Below are 23,984 nucleotides of genomic sequence, written 5' to 3' on the forward strand. Positions count from 1 at the left end.
TTAGTCTAGGGTTTATACTGATATTAATCTTGACTACATGGAGTAATCACTATGTTTAAAATTGGTGAACTAGCAGACTTATGTAATATCAGTGCTGATACCCTAAGGTTCTATGAAAAGAATGGTCTCTTTCAAGCCTCAAAGCGATCAGGGGCAGGTTATAGACTTTACACCCAAGCTGACAAAAACCGACTTGAATTTATCCTGACATCAAAATCTGTCGGCTTTAGCCTCAAAGAAATTGCTGACTTACTTTCTATTAATTTAGATAAATCAAACCGCACTTGCGGCGATGCTAAACAATTAGTCGATGATAAATTGGCTCAAGTAAAAGAAAAGCTAGCTGAACTAGAGCGCTTAGAGTCTTCTTTACAAAGCTTGTCTGACGCCTGCTGTGGCGGTTCTGAAAGTGCACTTCATTGCACAATTTTAGAAGCACTGGCCACCCCCAAAAAACCACATTAAACAGCATTAACAGGATGTATTTGCTGATCATTATTTAAATAGGACTTTAGCATGTTATTAGTTGAAAATTTTATCGCACTCTTTTTAGATTCAGCACCATGGCTGCTACTTGGGCTTATATTAGCTGGCGTTTTAAAAAGTTTTGTACCTATGAGCTGGATGCAAAAGCAATTAGGGGGAAAAGGTAGTAAGCCCATTTTTAAAGCAGCACTTTTAGGTGCCCCCCTTCCTTTATGTTCTTGTGGTGTCATCCCTGCAGCCATTGGCTTAAGACGAGCTGGCGCATCTAAATCAGCCACGACGTCATTTTTAGTCTCTACGCCAGAAACAGGCATTGACTCTATTTCAGTATCATACGCCATGTTAGGCCCGTTTATGGCAGTTATTCGACCTATTGCAGCCATTTCAAGCGCCGTAGTTGCAGGCTTATTGGTTGGTCGTGATAAAGAAGAATTACCTCCCCTTGCTTCCACAGAAACAACAAACCAGCCAAACTGTAAGTCAAAGGTTGAAACCAGTAGCTGTTGTTCGACTAAAGATGCCGTTATTCAAAAGCAAGCACAGGAAGCTACTTCTAGCTGCTGTAGCACAAACAAAGTAGCAATTGAAAACAATCCATCAAGTAAGTTAAGTTCATCCGATAAAAGAGCAAACCATGAGCAGCCGCTCAGTTTTAACCAAAAACTCATCTCTGGCCTTAAGTTTTCTAGTACAAACCTAGTCAAGGATATAAGTATTTGGTTAATGATAGGGCTATTTTTTGCGGCGCTCATTCAAACTTACCTACCTGCTAGCTTTTTAGAAACTTGGGGCAGTGGTATTTTCGCTATGCTAATTATGGTGCTTATATCCATTCCTATGTATATCTGTGCAACGGCATCAACACCCATTGCCGCCGCATTACTATTAAGTGGAATATCACCAGGAGCAGTACTGGTATTTATGATGGCAGGACCCGCTACTAACATTGCAACATTAGGTGTTGTGTATAAAGAACTTGGTAAACGTTCTTTAATTGGATACTTATCAGGAGTATTAGGGGGAGCACTCTTTTTTGGCTGGCTAACGGATTACCTCGTAGCAGTATTTAAATTTGATGTTGTACCACTAGTTGGCATGGAACATCAGCTTCTACCTGAATCCTTAACTTATTTAACTGGGATAATATTGGCTAGCCTGATGCTAAATGAGTTGAGAAAGCGAATTCCTTTGCTAAGACCTAGCTTAGCAAATTAACCAAATATTTATCGGCCAATTCTTAAAAGCTATATTGTTATAATATAGCTTTTTTATAACCAATCGCCTAATCGAGATTTTCTATCATTTTTCTAAGCTTGTTTTGCTTTGACCTCAAAGCATGGTCTTGTAAATATTGAGATCCATATTTTGGCACTTCATTAATATTTACATCTATCCCCATTGAATGTAGCTTTTTTTCCATAACGCTAATATCAACCCTTAAATCATACATTTCTTTTTCTGTGGATGATTTAGCTTGTGCGTTAAATGAGAAAAAACTTATCATTATCAGGCTTAAAAGCCCTAGCATATTAAAATTCATTACAGAGCCTCCTTAAGCCTTAATAATTAAACATATTATATACTCTTAAGCTTAAGTTTTGTTTATAAGAAAAGCGCTTTCTTGTTATTTACAATATTTTATAAATCATGAACATTAAGCAACAATTAAACATACGCTATTAATACTAATAGATACTTTTCATAAATTAACAGTTTGAGAGTTTGAGAGTTTGAGAGTTTGAGAGTTTGAGAGTTTGAGAGTTTGAGAGTTTGAGAGTTTGAGAGTTTGAGAGTTTGAGAGTTTGAGAGTTTGAGAGTTTGAGAGTTTGAGAGTTTGAGAGTTTGAGAGTTTGAGAGTTTGAGAGTTTGAGAGTTTGAGAGTTTGAGAGTTTGAGAGTTTGAGAGTTTGAGAGTTTGAGCGTTTGAGCGTTTGAGCGTTTGAGAGCTTGAGAGTTTGAGAGTTTGAGAGTTTGAGAGTTTTATTTAAAAAGCAAAGAAGCTAAGTTTAATAAGTAAACTTAGCTTTCCTTAAGCACCCCATATCAATATGCAACATAGTTATTATTAAATATCGTCTGTAAAGACTCATACTTAGACTCTAACTCTCGCACTTTCTGAGATCTATTTAAACCAAACTCAAGGTTATTAGAGTTATAATTAACATCCATACTATCGAGTTGTTTTTCAATAGCAGAGATACTTCGCTCAATATCCTTTACTTCATCAGCATAATCACTAGCTAAAGCTAATGTAGTAGTGAGAGATATCGCCGCTATGGTAAAACTACTAAAAACTATCTTTTTCATGTTTCAAATACCTTAAATTTTAATTAGCGTTATGAACATTATTGAAGATTTCTTGCAAAGAAGAGTACTTACTCTCTAATGCTTTCACTTCTTGAGAACGGTTTAAACCTGCCTTAATTTCAATTAGGTTATAATCAACATCCATTACTTCTAATTGCCTTTCTAGTGCAGATACACTCAAACGAATATCTTCTACTTCATCAGCATAATCACTTGCTAATACACTGTTAGCAGACACCCCAAGTGCGACTAGAGCCAATGTTGAGGATATAATTTTATTCATAATATTCACCTTTAATATTTTTAAATTTGATTCTGTAAATAGTCGTACTTAGCTTCTAAAGCTCTAACTTCTTGAGACCTGTTTAAACCATTTCCTATTTCAATAGTGTTATATTGAACATTTAAACTATCAAGATGTTTTTCAATAGCTGCTACACTTCTTTCAGCATCTCTTACTTCATCAGCATAATCACTTGCTATTGCACTGTTAGCAGACACACCAAGTGCGACTATTGCTAATGTTGAGGATATAATTTTATTCATAACATTCACCTTTAATATTTTTAGATTTGATTCTGTAAATAGTCGTACTTAGCTTCTAAAGCTCTAACTTCTTGAGACCTGTTCAAACCATTTTCTATTTCAATAGTGTTATATTGAACATTTAAACTATTAAGATGTTTTTCAATAGCTGTTACACTTCTTTCAGCATCTCTTACTTCATCAGCATAATCAGTTGCCATTGCACTGTTAGCAGACACACTAAGTGCGACTATTGCTAATGTTGAGGATATAATTTTATTCATAACATTCACCTTTAATATTTTTAGATTTGATTCTGTAAATAGTCGTACTTAGCTTCTAAAGCCCTGACTTCCTGAGATCTGTTTAAGCCGCTTTCTATTTCAATAGAGTTATATTGAATATTTAAACTATCAAGATGTTTTTCAATAGCTGTCACGCTTCTTTCAGCATCTCTTACTTCATCAGCATAATCACTTGCTAATACATTATTTGTAGCTAAACCAAAAGTTAATAAAGCCAAAGCTGGATAAATAATTTTTTTCATTTTAATCACCTATATTTAAATTAATATATTATTAAAGTTGATTTCTTAAATAGTCATACTTAAGCTCTAGTGCTTTAACTTTTTGAGAGCGATTTAAACCATTTTCAATTTTAATTTCATTATATTGAACATCTTGAAGATCCAATTGCTTTTTAATAGCAGATACACTTCTTTGAATATCTTTTACTTCATCAGCATAATCACTTGCAAGAACTGAGTTTGCTGCTAAACCAAATGCTACTACTGCTAAAGTTGAAGAGATAATTTTTTTCATTTTCATATTCCTATTTAATTTTGTTAAACACTTTATTTAAAAAGTAAGTTGTCGTTCGATGAGAGATATAATAGCGTTTAAAAAAATAATTAAAATAGCATTTAAGACGCTTCCCTCGTGTTTACGAATTTGGCAAATCTTGGTGCTAAATTTGATAAATGTGCACATATTATGATGAATATGCACATAGATAGGAGAGAATTGAAAATATGTACGAAATGTTGATGAATAGGCTTGGTTTAGCCTTTATTTAGGAGAAATACTGCCTGTTTTTATGACATAAATAGCATCGCTAATAGCTTAATGTCATGAAGAAGATGAAAACCACATGACATCTTGCACAATTGAAGTAACTGAAAAAGCAGACCTTAGTGAAGGCTCAGATTTATGCATGGGTAATAGGGTCAATTTTTATTATCTTCAGCCTATCAGCCAGACTTTTTCATCAAAGAATTGATAGCCTTTAGCTGCATATTTCGAATTTAGTTCATATAGGCTTTGCTCAAACACAGGGCTAAGCTGTGAAGGCCAATAATTTGCCACTTCCTCATCACACACATTAAAAGGTGGGCTCTGCGCCAGTTTATTTTGATCCTGATAAGCATAATCAAGGGTTACTAATAAAATTATAGCATCTGGCTTTAGCCTTCTCTTGAGATGCTGGCTATAAGCAACTCTCATATTTGCAGGGAAAGCAACTAAGGCAGCCCTATCATAACAAGCATCAAAATCCGATTGCTTAAATTCAAAGAAGTCTTGCTGAACAAGCAGAATACTTAGCTCTTTTGCTTGATAATACATCACTCCGTTTTCAAGCGCTCGATTGTAAGTTAACCGATTCTCCTTAAAAAAATCTTTAATAGCGACCTCAGAAAGCTCTACACCAACAACCTTTAAGCCTTGTTGAGCTAACCAAACAAGGTCTTTACTTTTTCCACATAAAGGCACTAGAACCGTCTTACCTTGAGCAAGTTTAGGCCAAAACTCAATTAACAGCGGATTCACCTCCTCTAGATGAAAACCAATCTGTCCTGTCTGCCACTTTTCTATCCAAAATTTATTATTTTGCAAACCTATACCCTAATCCAAACATGATTTTTTTAATCCTTGATGGTCACTATGGTATATTCCACTAAATTAAAATCAAACGTTAATGAGCCCAAAATGCCCTTAGATAATGCCCCAAAACATATAAAATTAGCTGTCGATTTAATCGAGATCTTAGAAGAGAATCAGATAGATGAAAAAACAGCGATTAAGGCCTTAAAAATAGTATTAGATGACTACAAAGCTAAGCTCGCTCAAAAAGAAGGATTAGATTAAATAAGGTTAGACTTTAAAGCACTTCCCTGTCACACATAGACACAGTTCTAAAAAGCACAGCCAAGGATTCAGTAACAAATTCCCTCTACGATTAAAGTGCAAGAGAGATCATTCAAATTCCCACGAGATAGGCTTATCACTAGTCTCTTAAGCTCTTAACCTCTTAACCTCTTAACCTCTTAACCTCTTATTTTTAAAATAGTCAGTTAGATGCCTTAGCAGAAAAGCCCATTATTAACTTTTTTAGGTTTAGCTCAAGGTTTTTACAGGACTCATCGTTCCATGGATAATTGGAAAGCCGTTCAAGGAAAAGATGCCTTTTACAAGTGACTTGATACTCTTCAGGTAAATACGCCTGAGACAGACACGTCTTTCGCAAAAGAGATGGTTGAAACGGGTTACTCACAAATCTCTTATTAAGTGGGGGCTTAGTAGAAGTACCAAGACGAAGATGAGCATTTTCAATCAAGCTAACAACCTGCTTGTTTGCTCCTTTCTCTTGCCAAAATAGGGTTAACTTTGAATCATCCTGGATACAATCAATTAGCCTTTTAAGGGAAAGCTTCATTTGATTTTGCTTGCCTAATGCATCATTCACAAAGTCAAACGCAAACAAGCCTCTGCTACTTGTTTGATCGTATTCAAACCATATGGCAAGAAGCCTAGTTTCTTTTTTCCAAGCGATTAGCTGCTGCCTTAAACTATTAATAGCAGTAAGCCTAGTTAAACTAAACGGATTAAGTCGAATGACACCCAATCTTTTGCCATGATTTAACGGATACTCAAAGCTAACATAATCAGGAGTCGAGACATCTGACGCCAGAGGAAAGTATCGATTTATGGCTCCTTTATTTATGGTGTTAGATAGCACCATGAGCGTTATTCCCATCCGTTCAAAAATTGAGTAGATAGAAATAACATTTATGCTAGACAATCAAAATGTTAAAAAATTGCTATTTTAATGACATAAAAGCGCATATAAAAAAAGCAGCTATAAATTAGCTGCTTTTAAGAAGGTATATCAGTAATAGAATTGCTAACTTATTTTAAAGCTTCAATTAGCCTTTACCAGTACCGGTACGCCAATGTTTTTTAGGGGCATAAGGGTTTTCAGAACTCTTAAACTCAAAAGTAATAGGTGTGCCTGTGATATTAAGCACTTGGCGAAACTTATTCTCTAAGTATTTTTTATAACTACCTGGTAAGGCATCGACTTGGTTACCGTGAATAACGATTCTAGGCGGGTTAGAGCCACCTTGGTGAGCATAACGTAACTTGATCCTTCGCCCTCTTACAAGCGGAGGCTGATGCTCACTGATAATGTCTTCCATGATGCGCGTTAGACGGTTAGTAGACCATTTTGCATAACAAGACTCATAGGTCTCATCAATGGTATCGTACAAGTTACCAACAGCCGTACCGTGAAGCGCTGAGATATAATGCACTTTAGCATAAGGAACAAACCCTAAACGACGCTCAACTTCTGTTTTAATTCGCTCTTTAGAATACTGATCAAGTCCATCCCATTTATTCACAGCAATAACAAGGCCGCGTCCTGCATCGATTACATACCCTATCATATGCAAATCTTGTTCAACCAAGTCTTCATGACCGTCAATCACAACAATCACAACGTTAGCATCTTGAATGGCTTTTAACGTTTTAACAATGGAGAACTTCTCAACCGCTTCTTTAATGTGTTTACGACGACGAACACCTGCAGTATCAATTAAGGTGTATTCTTTCTCATTACGGATATAGGGGATATAAACACTGTCACGAGTCGTACCAGGCATATCATAAACAACGACACGGTCTTCACCTAGCATACGGTTAACCAGAGTAGATTTACCCACATTAGGTCGACCTATCACACCAATACGCGTCCCTTTTGACTCAATATCAATCTGACCTTTCGCTTCTTGAACCTGCTCTGCAAAAGGTAACATGCAGATATCAATGAGTTTATGTACACCTTTACCATGGGATGCAGCAATAGGATGAAGGTCTCCTAAACCTATGCTGTAAAAGTCCGCTAAGGCAACGTCTTCATTAATACCATCTGTCTTATTTACCACCATAAAAGTGGGTTTATTAGAACGGCGTAAATGATTGGCGATCATTTCATCAGCTGGGTTTAGACCATGGCGTCCATCCACAAGGAAAAGAACGGTATCTGCCTCTTCAATCGCAAGTAAGGACTGACGAGCCATCTTTTCATCAATCCCCATTTCATCACCACTGATACCGCCAGTATCAATAACAATAAATTCATGTTCACCAATACGACCATCCCCATATTTACGATCACGAGTTAGACCGGGATAATCAGCAACAAGCGCATCTCGAGAACGGGTTAATTGGTTAAACAGAGTGGATTTACCAACATTGGGTCTACCAACCAATGCAATAACTGGAATCATTTTTTTACCTTTATAAATACAAAGTGGCTAGCATCTCATATGAAGACACTAGCCACTTAAAAAACCTTATTCGACTTTATCAAAGAGGAAGCAAGAGCTTTCGCAACAAACTTAATTAGAAAGTCAAAGCGGTTACATGTTCATTTGGCGTAAGTATAAACAATTGTTCACCATTAGACACCATACGACTGCCTACTGGTAAGTTTTCATCTGCCAATTTATAAGCAATGATCTCACCTGAGTCTTTATCAAGCAGATGTACATAGCCACCTCGATCAACCGTTGCAATATACTCGTTAAACACAACAGGCGAATTGAGATCTCTATCAAGCAGTTTATCTTGCTCCCAAACGAGGTTGCCAGACTTAGCATTTAACGCATATATCTTGCTATCTTGATCAATCACAATCACAAGATCATCTATGATAGCGGTTGATAGCGCACTTGGAATGCTGCGTTGCCACAAAGCATCGCCATTGCTGATATTAATTGCACTAATTGTACCATTATAAGCGGTCGAAAAGAGGGTTTCACCAGAAAGTAATAAACGCCCATCAAGATCCGAAAGTCGCTCAATTTCATATTTACCTTCAGGCTTACCCACTTCAAATGACCATGCAGGTTTGCCGTTAAGCAAGCTATAAGCTTTTAATTGTCCATTAGCAAAACCCGCCATGACTTTGCCATTGGCGATAACAGGAACATTCGTACCTCTTACCGATAAAGCTGGCACTGTCTCTTTTGTTCGCCATAGTGTTTCACCAGTATTAGCATTTAATACACTTAACCAACCGTCAGATGTTTGCACTGCAAGCTTTCCAGCTACCACAGCCACCTCAGATAGAATTTCTGAGGTAAGGGTTTTTCGCCAAATTTCTTTATCTTGAGACAAAGAAACGGCTATCAGCTCAGCTTCATAGGTAGAGACATAAACTAAATCGCCTCCTTTTGCTAAACCTGCACTAAGAGGTGTTTCAATGCGAGTGCGCTTAATTCTATGACCGTCCGTTGCATCTAACTGATATATCACACCGCGTTTAGTGGCTAAAAACAAAGCATTATCTTCAAGGACGATATTAAAGCCTTCACTAGACTCACCAAAAGCACCGTCCACGCCACGTCGCCAGCTTGTTCTTAAATCAACAAGGTTCTCCATGCTTTCAGGTGCAGCTAAAGGGAGACGAACTTGTGAGCAAGCCTGTAAAAAAATAGCACTAAACAAAACCAATACAATAGACAGCTTTTTCACGAATTTTAACTCTCTACTAAATCTTCAAGTTTAATATCTAACAAAGGATTCTGCGCTTGTGACGACATAGCAGTACGTGCCGCTTGATAAGCGTCTCTTGCTTCTTTTTCTTTACCTTGCGCAAGCAGTACATCACCTTTCAACTCAAGCTTTAGGCTATCGAATTCAGTCAAACTAATATTTGCTAATTGCGTTAGGGCCTTATCAAGCTCACCTTGATGCACTAATACTTTACTAATTCGTAAATCAGAAATAGCTTTTAGGGTGACATCATCTGTGCTTTCTTTCGCTTCGTTTAATCTAGCTATTGCAGCATCATAATCTTCACCAATAACATCGACCTTAGCCTGCAATAAATGGGCAAATGTTGCATAACCAGTGTCATCGAAATCATTGACGAGTTGATCAGCAATAAATGACACAGTTTTTAAGTTTTCGTCTTGACTCAAATCAGTGGCAGCTTGGCTCATAGACTCAAATAAAGAAGAGGCTTCTGCAAGATGGTTCTCTTGATTTTGCTGCCAAGCTTGAAAGCCAAAATATCCAGCAACACCTAATGAGACTGCCAATACCAAGGAGGTACCATTTTTCTTCCACCAAGTTTTAAAGGCTTCTATCTGTTCTTCTTCTGTTTTTAGCTCTGTCACCTAACTATCCTCTTTATTCTATTTGCATTTGAATGCAATCTCATTCTTCTGGGTTAGTACCCAACAAACTGATTTAGTTCAATTTTGATCTTTAGTCGACAAGTAATCTGCCACCGCATCAATAACACAGTTTTTTTGCTCGCCCGTACTCATATCTTTTATTTGGCATATGCCTTCAGCCACTTCATTGTCACCCATAATAAGCGTAAAACGAGCACCTGATGCATCTGCTTTTTTCATTTGTTTTTTAAAGTTACCACCACCACAATGACGTAGAATGCGCCAACCTTTATCAGCTTCACGTAATCGCTCTGCCAAGGTAAAGGTTGCCAGTTCAGCAGCCTCACCCATACTCGCGATAAATACATCCGTCTGAGGCTTTGCGTCGTCAGGGATAAGCTCTAGCGTTTCAAGCAATAAAACTAATCGCTCAATGCCCATAGCAAACCCCACAGCAGGCGTTGCTTTACCACCAAGCTGCTCGACCAAGCCATCATAGCGGCCACCGGCGCATACAGTTGCTTGGGCGCCTAAATGGGTTGTTACCCATTCAAATACTGTTTTACCGTAGTAATCTAAGCCTCGAACTAAACGACTGTTTAATTTAAAAGAAACATTATTTGCCGCTAAAATAGCTTGCAGACGTTCAAACTCAACTCGTGACTCATCATCAATATGATCAGCCAGGTCAGGCGCATCATTTAGAATTTCCTGAGTGCGAGCATCTTTAGAATCCAATATACGCAAAGGATTTGAGCTTAAACGACGCTGACTATCTTCATCTAACTCATCTTTAAATTGTGTTAGATATTCAACAAGTGCTGCTTTATAAGCTTCACGAGCTGCAGCTGTGCCTATCGTATTTAATTCAAGTTCAACATGCTCAAGCAAACCTAATTGCTGCCACAACCTTGCTGTCAAAATAATTAATTCGGCATCAATATCAGGAGATGACATACCAAAGGTTTCTACACCAATTTGATGAAATTGACGATAACGGCCTTTTTGTGGTCTTTCATAGCGGAACATAGGTCCCACATACCAAAGTCGTTGCACTTGATTAAACAAGAGACCTGCTTGATCTGCTGCACGAACACAGCTTGCTGTGCCTTCTGGACGAAGAGTAAGCGAATCACCATTCCTATCGTCAAAGGTATACATTTCTTTTTCAACGATATCGGTTGTTTCACCCACACCACGTTTAAAAAGATCTGTATTTTCAACCACAGGAAAACGAATCTGATCATAACCATAACTATCGACGACAGCAGCAACCTTGGCTTCAAGGTATTGCCAAACTGAGGATTGTCCCGGCAGGATATCGTTCATGCCGCGAATTGCTTGTATTTTACGTGCCACTTTGTATTCCTTAAATTGCTAGTGCATCTATGCTTTTGCAATAATTTGATCTAGTTCTTTTTCTTTCGCTTCAGCTTTTGCTCTAATTTGCTTTTCTAGCTGATCGACAATTTCATGGCTCTGTAACTGATTAGAAGGTTTACCATCTTCATAAACCATATTATTTGGCGTACCACCGGCTAAACCCAAATCAGCTTCTTTGGCTTCACCAGGACCATTAACAATACAACCGATAACAGCAACATCTAATGGCACCTTAATATCTTCAAGGCGCTCTTCTAGCTGATTCATGGTTTTAATAACATCAAAGTTTTGACGAGAGCAGCTTGGACAAGCAATAAAGTTAATGCCGCGATTTCGCAATTTTAAACTACGTAACATATCCCAGCCGACTTTGATTTCTTGCACAGGATCAGCCGCCAAAGAAACTCGCAAGGTATCGCCTATGCCATCCATGAGCAACATACCAAGGCCGATAGAAGACTTAACCGTACCAGATCTCAGACCACCCGCTTCCGTGATGCCTAAATGAAGTGGATTATCAATTTGACTAGCGATTTTTCGATAAGCTTCCACTGTCATAAAGATATCAGATGCTTTCAAACTCAATTTGAACTCTTGAAAATCTAGCTCATCAAAAAAACCTATCTGACGAAAAGCAGACTCAACCAAAGCATCAGGTGTTGGTTCACCGTATTTCTTTTGTAAATCTTTTTCTAAGGAGCCGGCATTCACGCCAATGCGAATAGGAATACCATGGTGACGAGCAGCATCAACCACAGAACGAATGCGTTCCTTGCTACCTATGTTACCAGGGTTAATTCTTAAACAGTCCACACCATACTCAGCCACCTTTAAGGCAATTTTGTAATCAAAGTGAATATCTGCAACCAAAGGCGTGCTAACTTCTTGTCGAATCTTTTTGAATGCTTCTGCCGCATCCATTGATGGAATTGAAACACGAACAATATCTGCACCGGCATCCGCAATTGCTCTAATCTGAGCAACCGTTGCGTCAACATCACAGGTTTCAGTATTGGTCATACTCTGTACGCTGATAGGCGCACCGCCACCTACAGCAACGTCTCCCACCATGATCTGGCGAGACTGACGTCGTTTAATTGGAGATTCAAAGTGCATAACTTTCTCTAGTTAAGCTCGAAGCGAGCTAGGTTTTTTCGAGTGAAAGATGAAAAGTCGAACTCTTCACCTTTATAAATAAGAGAGGAAACACCGCCAGCAAAGCCAAGCACAACCTTGTAAGGGCCTTGGGCAGTTAATGTAAGACTGGAATCAGCCGTCTTAACACCGGAATAAAGAATACGCCCATTACCATCCCTCACCTCAGTCCAACAATCAGAACTAAAGTTAATGACTAGATCATCATCATACAAAGGAGGTTGATTGGCTGCAATTTCAGCTTTTTCAGCCAAACTTGGCTCATTAGCAGGTAACGAAATATTATCGGGATTAACACCAGCATCTTTTAAAATAGCGATTGTTTCTGCAGATAACCCGGTCACAACATCCGCATCTTCGTCTTCGACCTGAGCCACAACTGGCGTAGTCTCTACAGGAGTAGCCTCATCCGTTTTTTCAACGTCAGTAGAGGTTAAGTTCTGGCTTTCATCAGGGGTTGAAACCGAAGGGGTTGTTTCAGTCGTATCAACGGGTGTCTCAGTAGCAATTAATTCTGGTTCAGCAACTCGTGGTGCTTCTTGTACCACTTCATTGTTTGGCTGAATTGCAGGCCGAGTCGAAATAATAGGAGACTTTTGCATCATGGTAGGCCACCAAAACGCAAGAAATATAAGCATAGCGCCAATAACGACTGACACCAAAATAACGATAGGATCAGCCATCTGTGCTTGTTTGCCATTTTTGTTAATCGGCTGAACACCCGGCTCATCATCTAAAGCATCATCAAATGCACCTAGAATTCTATCTTCATCTAATTCAATTAAACGAACATAGTTTTTTAGGTAACCACGAGCAAAGGTCGCACTTCTAAAATAATCAAACTGATTTGACTCTAATGCTCTTACTTGCTCAATTGGAATCTTTAATTGAGTCGCTACCTGACGCTCATCAAGATTTAACTCATTTCGTTTACGCTGTAGTTCTTTACCTATATTAACAATGATCTTATTTTCATTGTTTTCTTGAATTCCAGATTCCATATTCAATACCTTGAACGACGCAGGCAAAAGGGGGTCGCGAAGATGAGTAATATGTTGAGTCTAACTCCGCTGCGTTGTACTGCAACAATAGACATTCATACTCATTTCTATGCTCGATGTAAGGAGCTATTTTTTGTTCAGCCTGGATTTTGTTGTAAGATTGACGCGCCCCACTTAAATCACCCAGTATTAAAGCAAGATTGAGCTCTGTCAGCAAACCTATATAGGGTAAATTATTGATTTCTTTCGCTCGTTTCAGGTATAAACTGGCCATATCCACGTTTTTTAGCCCTAGTTCACACCTTGAAAGGTTAATAAGCCCAGAAAATGAGTTTTGAGAAGATAATAAAACAGCCTTTTTAAAGTATTCACACGCTTCATCAAAAAGATGAAAGTTCAATAATAAAATACCAAAATTATTTAATAGCACCGCATCATTTTGATGAATTTCAAGCATCTTTTTATAATGATTTTGAGCTGAGCTAAACTGGCGTATTTGTGTTAAATATACACCTTTTAAACGAGCATAATCTAATGAATGCTTATCAAGATATGCCACTTCATTGTTAGTGAATGAGGTTAAAATTTCACCGGCTTGATGGTGGGACGATAAAGCCAGATACTTTTGTGCAAAATGGAGCTTTTGCAGCATATTTTTAGTGGGGTAGGATGCTGTAGAAACCGTCTTTAATCCTGTACTACAGCCACAAAGAAACACACTTATTAAAAGTAAAATACGCATCATCGACATCCTTGTCAGTCTAATACGGTGAATTTTTATTTTGGTTGTGATTTCTTATCTTATCTGAAAATTAACCTTTTGCATGACTAATTCAACAAGCGTTCTAATCCTGAACTTCTTTAAGCTCAATATATTTCTGGCTGCGACGGGTTTTATCATGGAAGTCGCCTACCAGTTGACCACATGCAGCATCAATGTCATCACCACGTGTGGTTCTTACTGTGACGGTATAACCATCATCTGCTAGCACTTTCTGGAATCGGCGAACCTGATTATTAGAAGGTTTGTCATAACCTGAGTTAGGGAATGGATTAAAAGGAATCAGATTAATTTTACATTCTAGCGTTTTTAATAGTTTAGAGAGAGCTCTTGCTTGTTCTTCACTGTCATTCACACCCGCCATCATGGTGTACTCAATCGTGATATGGCGTTTATCTGGCAAACTCGTCAAGTAATGCTGACAAGCCCCTAATAATTCATTGATTGGGTACTTTTTGTTGATAGGAACTAAAACATCACGTAACTCATTGGTTGGTGCATGAAGAGAGATAGCCAAAGAAACATCAGTTCGCTCAGCGAGTTCATAAATCTTAGGTACAACACCCGATGTGCTCAAGGTGACACGGCGCTTAGACATGCCATAAGCATTATCATCCATCATCAGCGTCATCGCATCGACAACAGGTTCAAAGTTCATCAAAGGCTCACCCATTCCCATCATGACCACGTTAGTCACACGACGAGGGCCATTGGGATCAAAAGGACCAAAGGATTTGATCGCAACCCATACCTGCCCAATCACTTCAGAGGGTGTCAGGTTACGGTTAAAGCCCTGCTTTCCTGTTGAACAGAAACTACAATCTAATGAACAACCGACTTGAGAAGAAACACATAATGTCGCCCTATCACCGTCAGGAATTAGTACGGTTTCAACACAATTATTACCACCCCCTTCAGTACGAATAATCCATTTACGGGTGCCGTCATTTGAGATGTTTTGAGACACCACCTCAGGGGCACGAATCTCACTAATGTCCTTTAGCTTATGGCGTAGCGCTTTACTGACATCAGTCATCTGATCAAAGTCATCAGCCCCTTTTTGATGAATCCATTTCAACACCTGAGTCGCACGAAATTTCTTCTCGCCAATTGACTCAAAGAATTCAATCATTTTTTTAGGTGGTAAACCCAATAGGTTTACTTTTTTAACATCAGTCATAGTCATGTCACTTGCCAACATTCAGCATTAGGTATTAATAGTTTAAAACAAAAAAGCTTCTGAAAAAGAAAATCCTTTTCAGAAGCTTCTAAAAAGAAACAGGCAAAAGCCTGCTTCTTTTAGGAGATTCATAACTTATCAAACGAATACAATGCAAAAGTTTAATAAGTTAAATCGCTGCAAAAAAGCAATTATTTTCCGAAGAAATAACCGATTTCGCGAGCAGCAGACTCTAAAGAGTCAGAACCGTGTACAGCGTTAGCATCGATAGACGCAGCATAATCAGCGCGCAATGTGCCAGCAGCCGCTTCTGCAGGGTTAGTAGCACCCATTAGCTCACGGTGACGAAGAACAGCGCCTTCACCTTCAAGAACAGAGATCATTACAGGACCAGAAGTCATGAAACCAACTAGGTCTTTGTAGAAAGGACGTTCTTTATGCTCAGCATAAAAACCACCAGCCAATTCGTCGTCTAGTTGAACCATTTTAGCTTCAACAACTTTAAGACCAGAACGTTCGAAGCGAGAGTAAATTTCACCAACAACGTTTTTAGCAACAGCATCAGGCTTGATGATAGATAGAGTGCGTTCTACAGCCATTTTAAACTCCAAAAAATTTAATTAATTGATAGGTAATTCCTACGGATTTAATACCTATCAGTTTCCAAAAAATGATAAGCGCGCAGATTATACGCATCTATTTATGAAAGTTGTATGTAAATAATCACTTTATTTTCTAAAAACGACGATTAAAGAGAAAATTATAAAAACAAATCAGGCGTGTTGCTGAACAAGTAATCACTTTGGGTCTAATTAACCCGCTAGGGCAGCTGTGAATAATACCTGCATGACATTTTAATAATAACGATTCGACACCTCAGAAAAAAGATCAACCAGTGTTATCACTTCTCGAAAGGCAACTACACTAATTTATTTAAATTAAGTGCAAAGCGATGCCTTGTTTAACACGTTCCCCTAGCCAAGCTTATTGCCTCAGAGCAACTATACTTATCTATCTAGGGAAGCTGCGAATAAGTCCTCCCGCCTCAGCGTATGAGTAAAAGCCCTTAGATTTATGGCGAGGGGTGAAACTTAATAGTGATTCTATTGATAAGGCCCTCAACGTAAAGATAGGGCTTTTAGACCACGCCCTTCGGGTCTTTCAGAAAAAGGGTCAACCTGTGTTGTCACTTCTCGAAAGGTACCTACATTACGTCAAAGCGACGCCTTGTTTGACACTTTTTCTGACAAGACTGAGAAGAGGTGACTTAATCGCAGTTTCCCTAGCATCACTTTTAATCGCTTTATTTCTAAAGGCATAGATCTCATGAGACTTGATAACAGCATCCACAATTATTATGAACACCTTGTATTGGATTACATCAATCTACACTTCGAGGAAGACCTGTCAGATAATTACATATCTGACCTCATCTGTTTAACCCTTAATAAACTGCCACCTAAATACATACGGCATGAAGTAGATATGGCTTTTTATCTACCTCAAGTAGAACGCTTAGAAATGGAAGGTAAGGTAGATAAAGCCATTCAAGAGGCACAGCTGTTTTTGAAGGATGCATACCCATCAAAAAGTTAGCCTTAACCCTTGGGAACCTGCGGTTAAGTCATCTCTTCTCAGTCTTATCAATAGCATAACGATTAAGTTGCGCCCCTCGCCATAAATCCAAGTGATTTTATTCACACGCTGAGGCGGGAAGACTTATTCGTAGGCTCCCTAGGCACTGAGAGGTGCAATTTTTGAGACCACCACCATTAAAATATGAGTCGCTAGCAAAACCCTCAATTAAGCTTTAAGTTTAACGCCTCCCTAATCTATTAAAGTCAAAAACACCTTTTATAGAGAGAAAGCTGAATGAAAATTTAATTCACCAAAAGACAAATAAACTCAAAGCATACTTAAGGAATAAGTATGAGATACTTAACAGGACGACATAAACATGCAGCGACATAGTCTAAGATACAAGCAGCACTTATCCCTTCAGAATCAAAATCTTTTCTTTATCCTAATCGCTAAATTTAGTTCTGATTTTGGCGCCTTTATGAACATGGTCGCCATTAGCTCATATGTTTATTTTTTATCCAACAGCCCACTAATGGTTGGCTTTTTTTTAGCGGCTAGGGTGTTTGCGGGAATGCTAGCAAGCCTAGTTGCTAACTCAATTTATAAAGGCTTTAAGGGAAAGTTAGTTTTAGTCATTTGCGATTTAATAAGAGCTGCTAGCCTCACCTTGTTGCTCCTTTTACCTCAAGAGTATCATCTAAATTTAATCCCCCTTATTGGCTTTATGCTGGGTCTTACAAATAGTTGGTTTAATATAGGGCTCAATAGTCAACTGATGCTATTTGTTGGTAAAAGCAACCTTGGTAAAGCCAATGCTTGGATAACCAGTTTGTCATCAATCGGCATGATAGCTGGGGCGCTAAGCTCAGGATTATTAATTGCTCTTCTTGATTACTCTTTTGTTTTTATGCTCAATATTGCAAGTTATCTTATTGCCGCACTTTTTATCGCTTTATTAACAAGATTAGACTCCAATACACCAAACGAAACTCAGACAGACCTCGCCCTAAAACCAGCACTTAAAAAGCTATCTCTCGCGTTAAAAGACACTCCCATTTTGCAGGCGATGCTAGTCATCACCCTAGTAGATACATTAGGTAGCGCTTCCCACAACGTCGGTTTTCCTATTATCGCCAAGGTATTTGACGATCAATCCCCCGCTCAAGCAATGGGCTATATCATTTCAATTTGGGCAGTCGGCAAATTGCTCGGTGCTTTTCTCAGTAAAACCATTGGTTTAATTTCCATCCCCTCAACTAAACCGACTTCGTTTAGAAGAATGGAAATGAGTTTTTTAATTGGCGTTATATTAATGTCATCAGGGTTTATATTTGCCTTTAACCAAACTCAGTTATTATTTGGACTTTTTGCATTTTTTATCGCGGGAGTAGGTGATGGCATATCTGAAGTGTGTTTTATTACGCGTGCTCAGCAAACAAGCAATGCCGTTAGACTTCCTTTATTTAGCTGTATTGCATTTATGCAAAATACCGGATTTGGTGTAGGCATGCTTTTTAGCGCAATGGCATTTGAGCACCTTGACCCAGGTATGGTTGTTGGCTTATTTCATGGCCTTCCAATCTTAGCGGTTTTACTTGCTTATCTATTTAATAAAAGATCACAAAATTCAGCTAATCACCTTGATACCAGAGAGAAGCGTCATTAATCGGCGTTTTTTCCGGCAACAAAGGATTGTCTAACTTAAAAAGAAGGCGATTTTGAATATTTGCTAAATTAAAAATTTCTTTATTAGCTGGATGGTTACGAAAAACGACTCAAAAGAGCCGTCTTTAATTGCAATTCTTAAGCCTCTTTCAATACGTTCAGCTAGCTCTAAATTATCTTTATTCACAAAAAAGTAAATTGGCGCAGGATATTGAATAATCAAGTCACTTTCGATAACCAGCCCCTTTTCCCTATGGGCTTTAATTTCTGCCCAAGGCTCATTGACACCGCGAGGAAAATAATCGAATCGCTCTCGTTCTAACATATTGAACAAAGTTCTGTATTCGCTGGCTTCTACAACTTTAAACCCATTTGCTTTTAGGATTTGAGTATCTGGCCAACTAGCGCCTTGGCCGGCAGCAAGAGCTTGTAAATCAGCCACACTATCAATAGCAGAAAATACCTTTTGCATCCCTTTTTTAATAATAAAAATTCGATATCCCAATAGCCCTTTTAACAAAGGTATCCGAATAGGCATTAATCGCTCTTCTCTTGCAATAGAGGTCATGGTCCACACAACATCAATATTCTGCTTATACTCAAGGTTTTTAAGGGCTCTAGACTGATTCATTTCAAGGTTTGATTGAACTAACTGGAAGTCACCTTCGTTATTTTGGCTTTTCACTAAGGCCAATTCGAGTAAATCCGTAAAATAAGCATTACGCTTATCAACATGGCCATCAGGCCTGATATGAGTAATTGAAAGCACATTAGCTTGAATTCCTCCTATCAAGAGAAGGCAGAAAATAACAAGGTATCTCGCAAACACCATAAATTAAACCTTTTTAAAGTGATCAAATAGGCTTGCTCTATTGGTTTTAAGTTTAGCAACAAATGAGATTTAAACGAGGGATTGAGTTTAATTTGAAAAGAGCAAAAAAGTCAGGTTCGAGCCCAAAAAAGAAACATTAAAAGTGAGAAAAAGAAAGACACGCTAAAGGTTAGAGTGTCTTCCTTGATCGTTATCATGCATGGTCTGAATGTTTTTTAACCAAATTAAAATCATCTAAAATGACGTACAGGCTAGGCAATAAGAACAGGATTAAACAGGTTGAGGTAATCATACCAAAGATAATACTAACCACCAGAGGCTGTAAAATTTGTGCTTGTGTACTGGTTTCAAACATCAGGGGCACAAGGCCTGCAATAGTTGTTGCACTGGTAATAAACACCGCTCTAAATCTAGCTTTAGACGCGTTAACCGCCGCAATATGCGCCGAAACACCTTCTGCTATATGACGCTTTATATAATCCACTAGAAGAATAGAATCATTAACCACAATGCCAGCCAACGACACATAACCTATCATGCTTGGCATAGTCATATTATAACCTAAAAAGAGATGCCCCCATAAAGCACCAATCAGGGCCAAAGGAATGGCAACCATCACAATAACAGGCTCAACATAGCTTCTAAATTGGAAGCTAAGAATGATAAAAATCCCCACTAAACCCATCATAAATTTCTCCACGATAGAGCCAGATGTTTCATTACCTTCTTTGCTTTCACCTTCAAGATTAATGTTAAGGCTAGGATAATCTTTTTCTATTTCGAGCAAGATTGTGTCCGATAAACGGGCTAAGAGCACATTCGTATTTAATACTTGGTCATCCACATCACCAATGACACTTAAAGTCCGCATTCCATTGACTCGATTAATGCGAGAGTATCCACGCTCATATTTAAATTCAACCAATGCAGACAAGGGGATTTCACTACCATCACTGAGCCTAATAGGAAATTGCTCTAATTGACTTTGTGATAGTCTATCTTGCTCTGACAGCTTAAGTTCTATTTCAAGCTGCTCAGAACCACGTTGAATATCATCAATTTTCACCCCATTAAAAGCAGTCCCAATTTGATCAGTTAACATGGCAGCGTTAACACCTAACGACAAAGCCCCAGGTAAGAGTTTAAGTTCAAGCTCTTGCTTACCCGGTCTAACATCAAGCATGACATTAGAAACCCCTTTATATTGATTCACCTCTGCTAAAATTTTATTACCCGCTTCAAGCATTAGTTGCATGTCATTCCCTTGAAGCTGAATATCTATCGCTAAACCTGCCGGCCCGTTGGAAGGCTCTTTTAATGACAGCTCAACAATACCAGGCACCTCTCCAATGGCGTCATACCATGCTTGCTTAATTTGATAGATACTTGGAGAGCGCTCCTCAACTGTTAAGAATTCAGCTTTGATTGTTGCTACATGAGCACCATTAATAAAAGCATCCACATTGCTGTTAAACTCCACGGTGACATGCTCAATTAATGCTTTATCAGCGCCTTCTTTTGGCATGCTTGTTTCCAAGGTATAAACAGCATCCACCACACGCTCTACTACCTTTTCTGTTTGTACCAATGAAGTACCCGGGGGCATAATTAATCGAGCTTCTAAAATATCCGCTTCAGTATTAGGAAAGGCCTTAAACGCCAAAGTACCACTTACCATTAATGATACAGACATAAAGAGAAGCCCTATTAAAGAACCGACAAACAGATATCGAAAGCGAATAATGGCTTCTAATGTGCTCACTAACTGCTTGTTTCTAAAAGACTCAAATGCATCAATAAATTTGTCTTTATAACGAGCAATTATATTTGGTTTAACCTGAGTTTTAGGTTGACCATGTAAAGCATGTGCTAGGTGATTGGGTAGTATTAGGAAGGCCTCAACCAAGGACACAGTTAAGGTAAGAATAAGCACGATGGGGATATCTCTCAACACTTGCCCTATGGTGCCAGATATAAATGCCATACCACCAAAGATTGCTAATGTTGTTAAAAAAGATGACACAACTCCGGGGAAAACTAAGCTAACACCTTTTACCACCCCTTCATCAATACTTTTATTTAAAGCCACTTGTGACGCAATATTTTCTGCAATCACAATAGCATCATCCATCAAGAGACCTATGGCTATCAACATGGCGACCATAGAAATCATATTAATACTGACCCCTAACATAGACATCAGCCAAAGCGCTCCTAAAAAGGAAACAGGCAATCCCATTGCAACCCAAAATGCATAACGCCAAGTGAAAAAGAGCCACATCACAACAAACGCCAACAGTATGCCTTGCCAACCATTTTCAATCAGCATACTTAATCGATCAGAAATAATCGTAGATTGGTCGTTAGATAAAACCAATGTGATGCCCAATGGGGCTATTGCTTGCTCTCTTGCGACAAAATCAGTCACTGTTTCAGCGATATTGATTGCATCTTGAGATTTGTTCTTATTAATTTTTAAAAGAGCAACTCTTTCTCCATCCTGCCAAATTTTATCTTCATCTAACTCAAAATTATCTTTAATAATTGCAATATCAGACAATAGAATTTGACCACCGGCTTCACTGGCAGACACCACAGTTTGAGCTAGCTTTTCCGCCGTCACTTCCTGCTGATCGACGCGAATTAATAACGCTCTTTTGTCATCTTTTAGCTCACCACTTGGCGCTTCAATATTCTGATTTGATAGAGCATCAGATAAGTCGCTAATGGATAGACCAACCTGCCTTAACAAAGGCAAGGAAACTTCAACTTGTAATTGATGAGTAGAGAAACCTTTAATATCAATTAAGGATACGCCAGGTTCTTGCTTTAATTTACGCTTCACTGACTCGCTGTATTCTTTCAACTCAGACACGGTCATATTTTCACCGTGAATCGCAAGATCAATAACAGCATCCGTTCGGTTAGCTTCTAGAATGAAAGGGGCTTCAGCATCTTCTGGAAAGGTACTAATACCATCAATTTCATTCTTCACTTCACTCATTAACTTACTAAAGTCACCCCCTTCTTTCATTTCCACTGTTAAGCTTGCAAGACCTTCAGTGGCAGCGCAGCTTACTTCATCAATATTGCTTAAACCATCAACAGCATCCTCCATAGGAATACAAATTGCGCTTTCAATACTTTCTGGTGTTGCGCCAGGATAAACAACCGTGGCAGATATGGCATTAGTACTAAAGTCAGGGAATGTTTCTCGTTTTAAATTTGACAGGGAGTTCAAGCCCAGCAAGATCAAAACTAACATTAACAAGTTAGCCGCGGTTGGGTGAGTCGCAAAAAATCGGATCATTATTCTTGTCCTTGTACAAAGGTTCGAATAGGCATACCACTAACGGGGGCAATAAGATCCGTTACAACAACAAGGTCTCCCGCCTTAATACCTTGGCTAATCGCAGTATAATCACCCTGAGTATAAGCCTGTTCAACCGTTTGAATTACCAACTCACCTTGTTCATTTACAAGGTAAACCTTATCCCCATGAACGGCTTGCTTAGGAATAATAACTTGCTCTTTTACTGGGGCAGAGACATCCACTTGAACATACATGTCTTTCACCATAAGAGGAGAGTCAATAGGGTCAAAATCAGCTAAATGATTTTCAATTTCTACCGTCACACCTATGGTATTACTGGACGCATCAATCCCATCACGAATATTACTTACTTTACCCTTCCATTTTGTCATGCCACTGCCAAATCTGGCCGTAATATCGGCTCGAAAGTTAAAGCCACTAAGGTCTCTAAACTGATTCCTTGTTTCACTTTTCACTTCTCGAATTAAGCTAACAAAGCTGGCGATTGGCATATTAGCTGTCACTTCCATTAATGACATATCATGGGCGGATATCAGTAACTCCTGTTGATTAACCACTTGCTGTAACTCAGTATTTACCTCTCCAATTCGTGCATTAAATGGCAGCCTAAACTCTGTCCTAGCCAAGTTACGTTCAGCATTAGCAAGACTAGCTTGTGCGACTTTAATATTGGCCTGACTTACGGCTTTATCTGTGGGGATAGTATCCAGTTGCATTTGCAGATCCCAAACCACTTTTTCTTGTGACAAAACAGCATTACGCTGTTCTTCTAAATTAGATTTGGAGGCCACCCCTTTCTTCTGCAATGTTTCAATTCGGTCAAGTTCTTTCTTGGTTAGAGCAAGGCGACTGGATTCTATTTGCAATGAACGCTGGTATTGCTGCTCATTCAACGCCACTCGTCTAGCCTCCATTTTTTGAGTTTGTAAATCCGCCTGGCTTTGAGCAAGTTCTAATTCATAATCAACAGGATCTATCTTTAGCACTAAAGTACCTTTTGCAATAAAGGCGCCATTTTTTAACTCTGGATGCTGATAAATAACCCTACCGCTCACTTCACTTATGGCATCCCATGTCGTCACAGGCTTAGCACGGCCAAAGCCTGTCACGACGGGGTCTAGCCGAGCAACTTTGGCTAGCTCAACATTCACTAAAGGGCCTTTTTTACGGTCAGTATCTATTGTAATTTGTTCAGGTCTTTGACTAGAAATAATCAAAATAGCAATGCCAGCCAAGCAGGCAAGAGGCAACATTATTTTTGTTTTTAATATTTTAGACAGGCTCACTTAAGC

General features: G+C 38.7%; 26 protein-coding genes. 5 read left to right on the forward strand and 21 right to left on the reverse strand.

The window, feature by feature from the left end; all coding sequences use genetic code 11:
• Nucleotides 1–51 precede the first annotated feature (51 nt).
• Entirely contained in the window at nt 52–465 is a 414-nt protein-coding gene (zntR, locus tag MED121_RS03915) for a Zn(2+)-responsive transcriptional regulator (protein ID WP_009832309.1), read from the forward strand.
• A 51-nt stretch (nt 466–516) separates the two neighbouring features.
• Nucleotides 517–1,701 carry an SO_0444 family Cu/Zn efflux transporter gene (locus tag MED121_RS03920; protein WP_009832310.1) on the forward strand — a complete coding sequence of 395 codons (1,185 nt, stop codon included), beginning with the start codon at nt 517–519 and terminating at the stop codon, nt 1,699–1,701.
• 67 nt (nt 1,702–1,768) lie between these two features.
• Here the strand turns inward: MED121_RS03920 and MED121_RS03925 are convergent, their stop codons facing one another.
• The 8 genes from MED121_RS03925 to MED121_RS03960 form a co-directional block, all read right to left on the reverse strand.
• Nucleotides 1,769–2,026 (reverse strand): hypothetical protein, encoded by a 258-nt coding sequence (locus MED121_RS03925; RefSeq protein ID WP_009832311.1) that lies wholly within the window; start codon nt 2,024–2,026, stop codon nt 1,769–1,771.
• Nucleotides 2,027–2,528: 502 nt separating this feature from the next.
• A complete protein-coding gene (locus tag MED121_RS03930) occupies nt 2,529–2,792 on the reverse strand; it encodes a hypothetical protein (protein WP_009832312.1) in 264 nt (87 codons plus the stop codon).
• Nucleotides 2,793–2,811: 19 nt separating this feature from the next.
• Nucleotides 2,812–3,075 (reverse strand): hypothetical protein, encoded by a 264-nt coding sequence (locus MED121_RS03935; RefSeq protein WP_009832313.1) that lies wholly within the window; start codon nt 3,073–3,075, stop codon nt 2,812–2,814.
• Between the two features lie 20 nt (nt 3,076–3,095).
• A complete protein-coding gene (locus MED121_RS03940; protein WP_009832314.1) occupies nt 3,096–3,338 on the reverse strand; it encodes a hypothetical protein in 243 nt (80 codons plus the stop codon).
• A gap of 20 nt (nt 3,339–3,358) precedes the next feature.
• Nucleotides 3,359–3,601 carry a hypothetical protein gene (locus MED121_RS03945; protein WP_009832315.1) on the reverse strand — a complete coding sequence of 81 codons (243 nt, stop codon included), beginning with the start codon at nt 3,599–3,601 and terminating at the stop codon, nt 3,359–3,361.
• 20 nt (nt 3,602–3,621) lie between these two features.
• Nucleotides 3,622–3,864 (reverse strand): hypothetical protein, encoded by a 243-nt coding sequence (locus MED121_RS03950; protein ID WP_009832316.1) that lies wholly within the window; start codon nt 3,862–3,864, stop codon nt 3,622–3,624.
• A 31-nt stretch (nt 3,865–3,895) separates the two neighbouring features.
• Nucleotides 3,896–4,138: a hypothetical protein gene (locus tag MED121_RS03955; protein WP_036178672.1), complete on the reverse strand. Its 243-nt coding sequence runs from the start codon at nt 4,136–4,138 to the stop codon at nt 3,896–3,898.
• Between the two features lie 420 nt (nt 4,139–4,558).
• Complete coding sequence (locus tag MED121_RS03960; RefSeq protein WP_009832318.1) at nt 4,559–5,209, reverse strand: thiopurine S-methyltransferase; 651 nt, start codon at nt 5,207–5,209, stop codon at nt 4,559–4,561.
• Between the two features lie 93 nt (nt 5,210–5,302).
• Between MED121_RS03960 and MED121_RS24020 the strand changes: the two genes are divergently transcribed.
• A complete protein-coding gene (locus MED121_RS24020; RefSeq protein ID WP_083789355.1) occupies nt 5,303–5,461 on the forward strand; it encodes a DUF2496 domain-containing protein in 159 nt (52 codons plus the stop codon).
• A 202-nt stretch (nt 5,462–5,663) separates the two neighbouring features.
• Here MED121_RS24020 and MED121_RS03965 read toward each other — a convergent pair whose 3' ends face one another.
• From MED121_RS03965 to ndk, 10 genes are all read right to left on the reverse strand, one after another.
• Nucleotides 5,664–6,335: a hypothetical protein gene (locus MED121_RS03965; RefSeq protein ID WP_009832320.1), complete on the reverse strand. Its 672-nt coding sequence runs from the start codon at nt 6,333–6,335 to the stop codon at nt 5,664–5,666.
• A 184-nt stretch (nt 6,336–6,519) separates the two neighbouring features.
• Complete coding sequence (gene der / locus MED121_RS03970; RefSeq protein ID WP_009832321.1) at nt 6,520–7,884, reverse strand: ribosome biogenesis GTPase Der; 1,365 nt, start codon at nt 7,882–7,884, stop codon at nt 6,520–6,522.
• A gap of 115 nt (nt 7,885–7,999) precedes the next feature.
• Nucleotides 8,000–9,133: an outer membrane protein assembly factor BamB gene (gene bamB, locus MED121_RS03975; protein ID WP_009832322.1), complete on the reverse strand. Its 1,134-nt coding sequence runs from the start codon at nt 9,131–9,133 to the stop codon at nt 8,000–8,002.
• Between the two features lie 5 nt (nt 9,134–9,138).
• Nucleotides 9,139–9,780, reverse strand: a complete 642-nt coding sequence (locus MED121_RS03980; RefSeq protein WP_009832323.1) for a tetratricopeptide repeat protein — start codon at nt 9,778–9,780, stop codon at nt 9,139–9,141.
• A gap of 78 nt (nt 9,781–9,858) precedes the next feature.
• A complete protein-coding gene (gene hisS, locus MED121_RS03985; protein WP_009832324.1) occupies nt 9,859–11,139 on the reverse strand; it encodes a histidine--tRNA ligase in 1,281 nt (426 codons plus the stop codon).
• A gap of 27 nt (nt 11,140–11,166) precedes the next feature.
• Nucleotides 11,167–12,279: a flavodoxin-dependent (E)-4-hydroxy-3-methylbut-2-enyl-diphosphate synthase gene (ispG, locus tag MED121_RS03990; RefSeq protein ID WP_009832325.1), complete on the reverse strand. Its 1,113-nt coding sequence runs from the start codon at nt 12,277–12,279 to the stop codon at nt 11,167–11,169.
• A gap of 8 nt (nt 12,280–12,287) precedes the next feature.
• Complete coding sequence (locus MED121_RS03995) at nt 12,288–13,319, reverse strand: RodZ family helix-turn-helix domain-containing protein (RefSeq protein WP_009832326.1); 1,032 nt, start codon at nt 13,317–13,319, stop codon at nt 12,288–12,290.
• On the reverse strand, nt 13,291–14,064 hold the full coding sequence (locus tag MED121_RS23575) for a hypothetical protein (RefSeq protein ID WP_131470969.1): 774 nt from the start codon (nt 14,062–14,064) through the stop codon (nt 13,291–13,293). The genes MED121_RS03995 and MED121_RS23575 overlap by 29 nt, the downstream gene beginning before the upstream one ends.
• 100 nt (nt 14,065–14,164) lie before the next feature.
• On the reverse strand, nt 14,165–15,280 hold the full coding sequence (gene rlmN, locus MED121_RS04005) for a 23S rRNA (adenine(2503)-C(2))-methyltransferase RlmN (protein ID WP_085987752.1): 1,116 nt from the start codon (nt 15,278–15,280) through the stop codon (nt 14,165–14,167).
• Nucleotides 15,281–15,471: 191 nt separating this feature from the next.
• Nucleotides 15,472–15,879, reverse strand: coding sequence for a nucleoside-diphosphate kinase (gene ndk / locus MED121_RS04010; RefSeq protein ID WP_009832329.1), 408 nt, complete (start codon nt 15,877–15,879; stop codon nt 15,472–15,474).
• 727 nt (nt 15,880–16,606) lie between these two features.
• Between ndk and MED121_RS04020 the strand changes: the two genes are divergently transcribed.
• Complete coding sequence (locus MED121_RS04020; RefSeq protein WP_009832331.1) at nt 16,607–16,876, forward strand: late competence development ComFB family protein; 270 nt, start codon at nt 16,607–16,609, stop codon at nt 16,874–16,876.
• 361 nt (nt 16,877–17,237) lie between these two features.
• A complete protein-coding gene (locus MED121_RS04025) occupies nt 17,238–18,527 on the forward strand; it encodes an MFS transporter (protein WP_009832332.1) in 1,290 nt (429 codons plus the stop codon).
• A 63-nt stretch (nt 18,528–18,590) separates the two neighbouring features.
• On the opposite strand, the gene MED121_RS04030 is transcribed toward MED121_RS04025, so the two are convergent.
• The 3 genes from MED121_RS04030 to MED121_RS04040 all read right to left on the reverse strand — a co-directional run bounded on the left by MED121_RS04030 (nt 18,591) and on the right by MED121_RS04040 (nt 23,978).
• Nucleotides 18,591–19,358, reverse strand: coding sequence for a transporter substrate-binding domain-containing protein (locus MED121_RS04030; RefSeq protein ID WP_009832333.1), 768 nt, complete (start codon nt 19,356–19,358; stop codon nt 18,591–18,593).
• A 193-nt stretch (nt 19,359–19,551) separates the two neighbouring features.
• Nucleotides 19,552–22,668, reverse strand: coding sequence for an efflux RND transporter permease subunit (locus MED121_RS04035; protein WP_009832334.1), 3,117 nt, complete (start codon nt 22,666–22,668; stop codon nt 19,552–19,554).
• Nucleotides 22,668–23,978 (reverse strand): hypothetical protein, encoded by a 1,311-nt coding sequence (locus tag MED121_RS04040; RefSeq protein ID WP_036178680.1) that lies wholly within the window; start codon nt 23,976–23,978, stop codon nt 22,668–22,670. The genes MED121_RS04035 and MED121_RS04040 overlap by 1 nt, the downstream gene beginning before the upstream one ends.
• Nucleotides 23,979–23,984: the final 6 nt, after the last annotated feature.

Origin of the sequence: Marinomonas sp. MED121 (genome assembly GCF_000153025.1) — a bacterium.
GTDB lineage: Bacteria > Pseudomonadota > Gammaproteobacteria > Pseudomonadales > Marinomonadaceae > Marinomonas.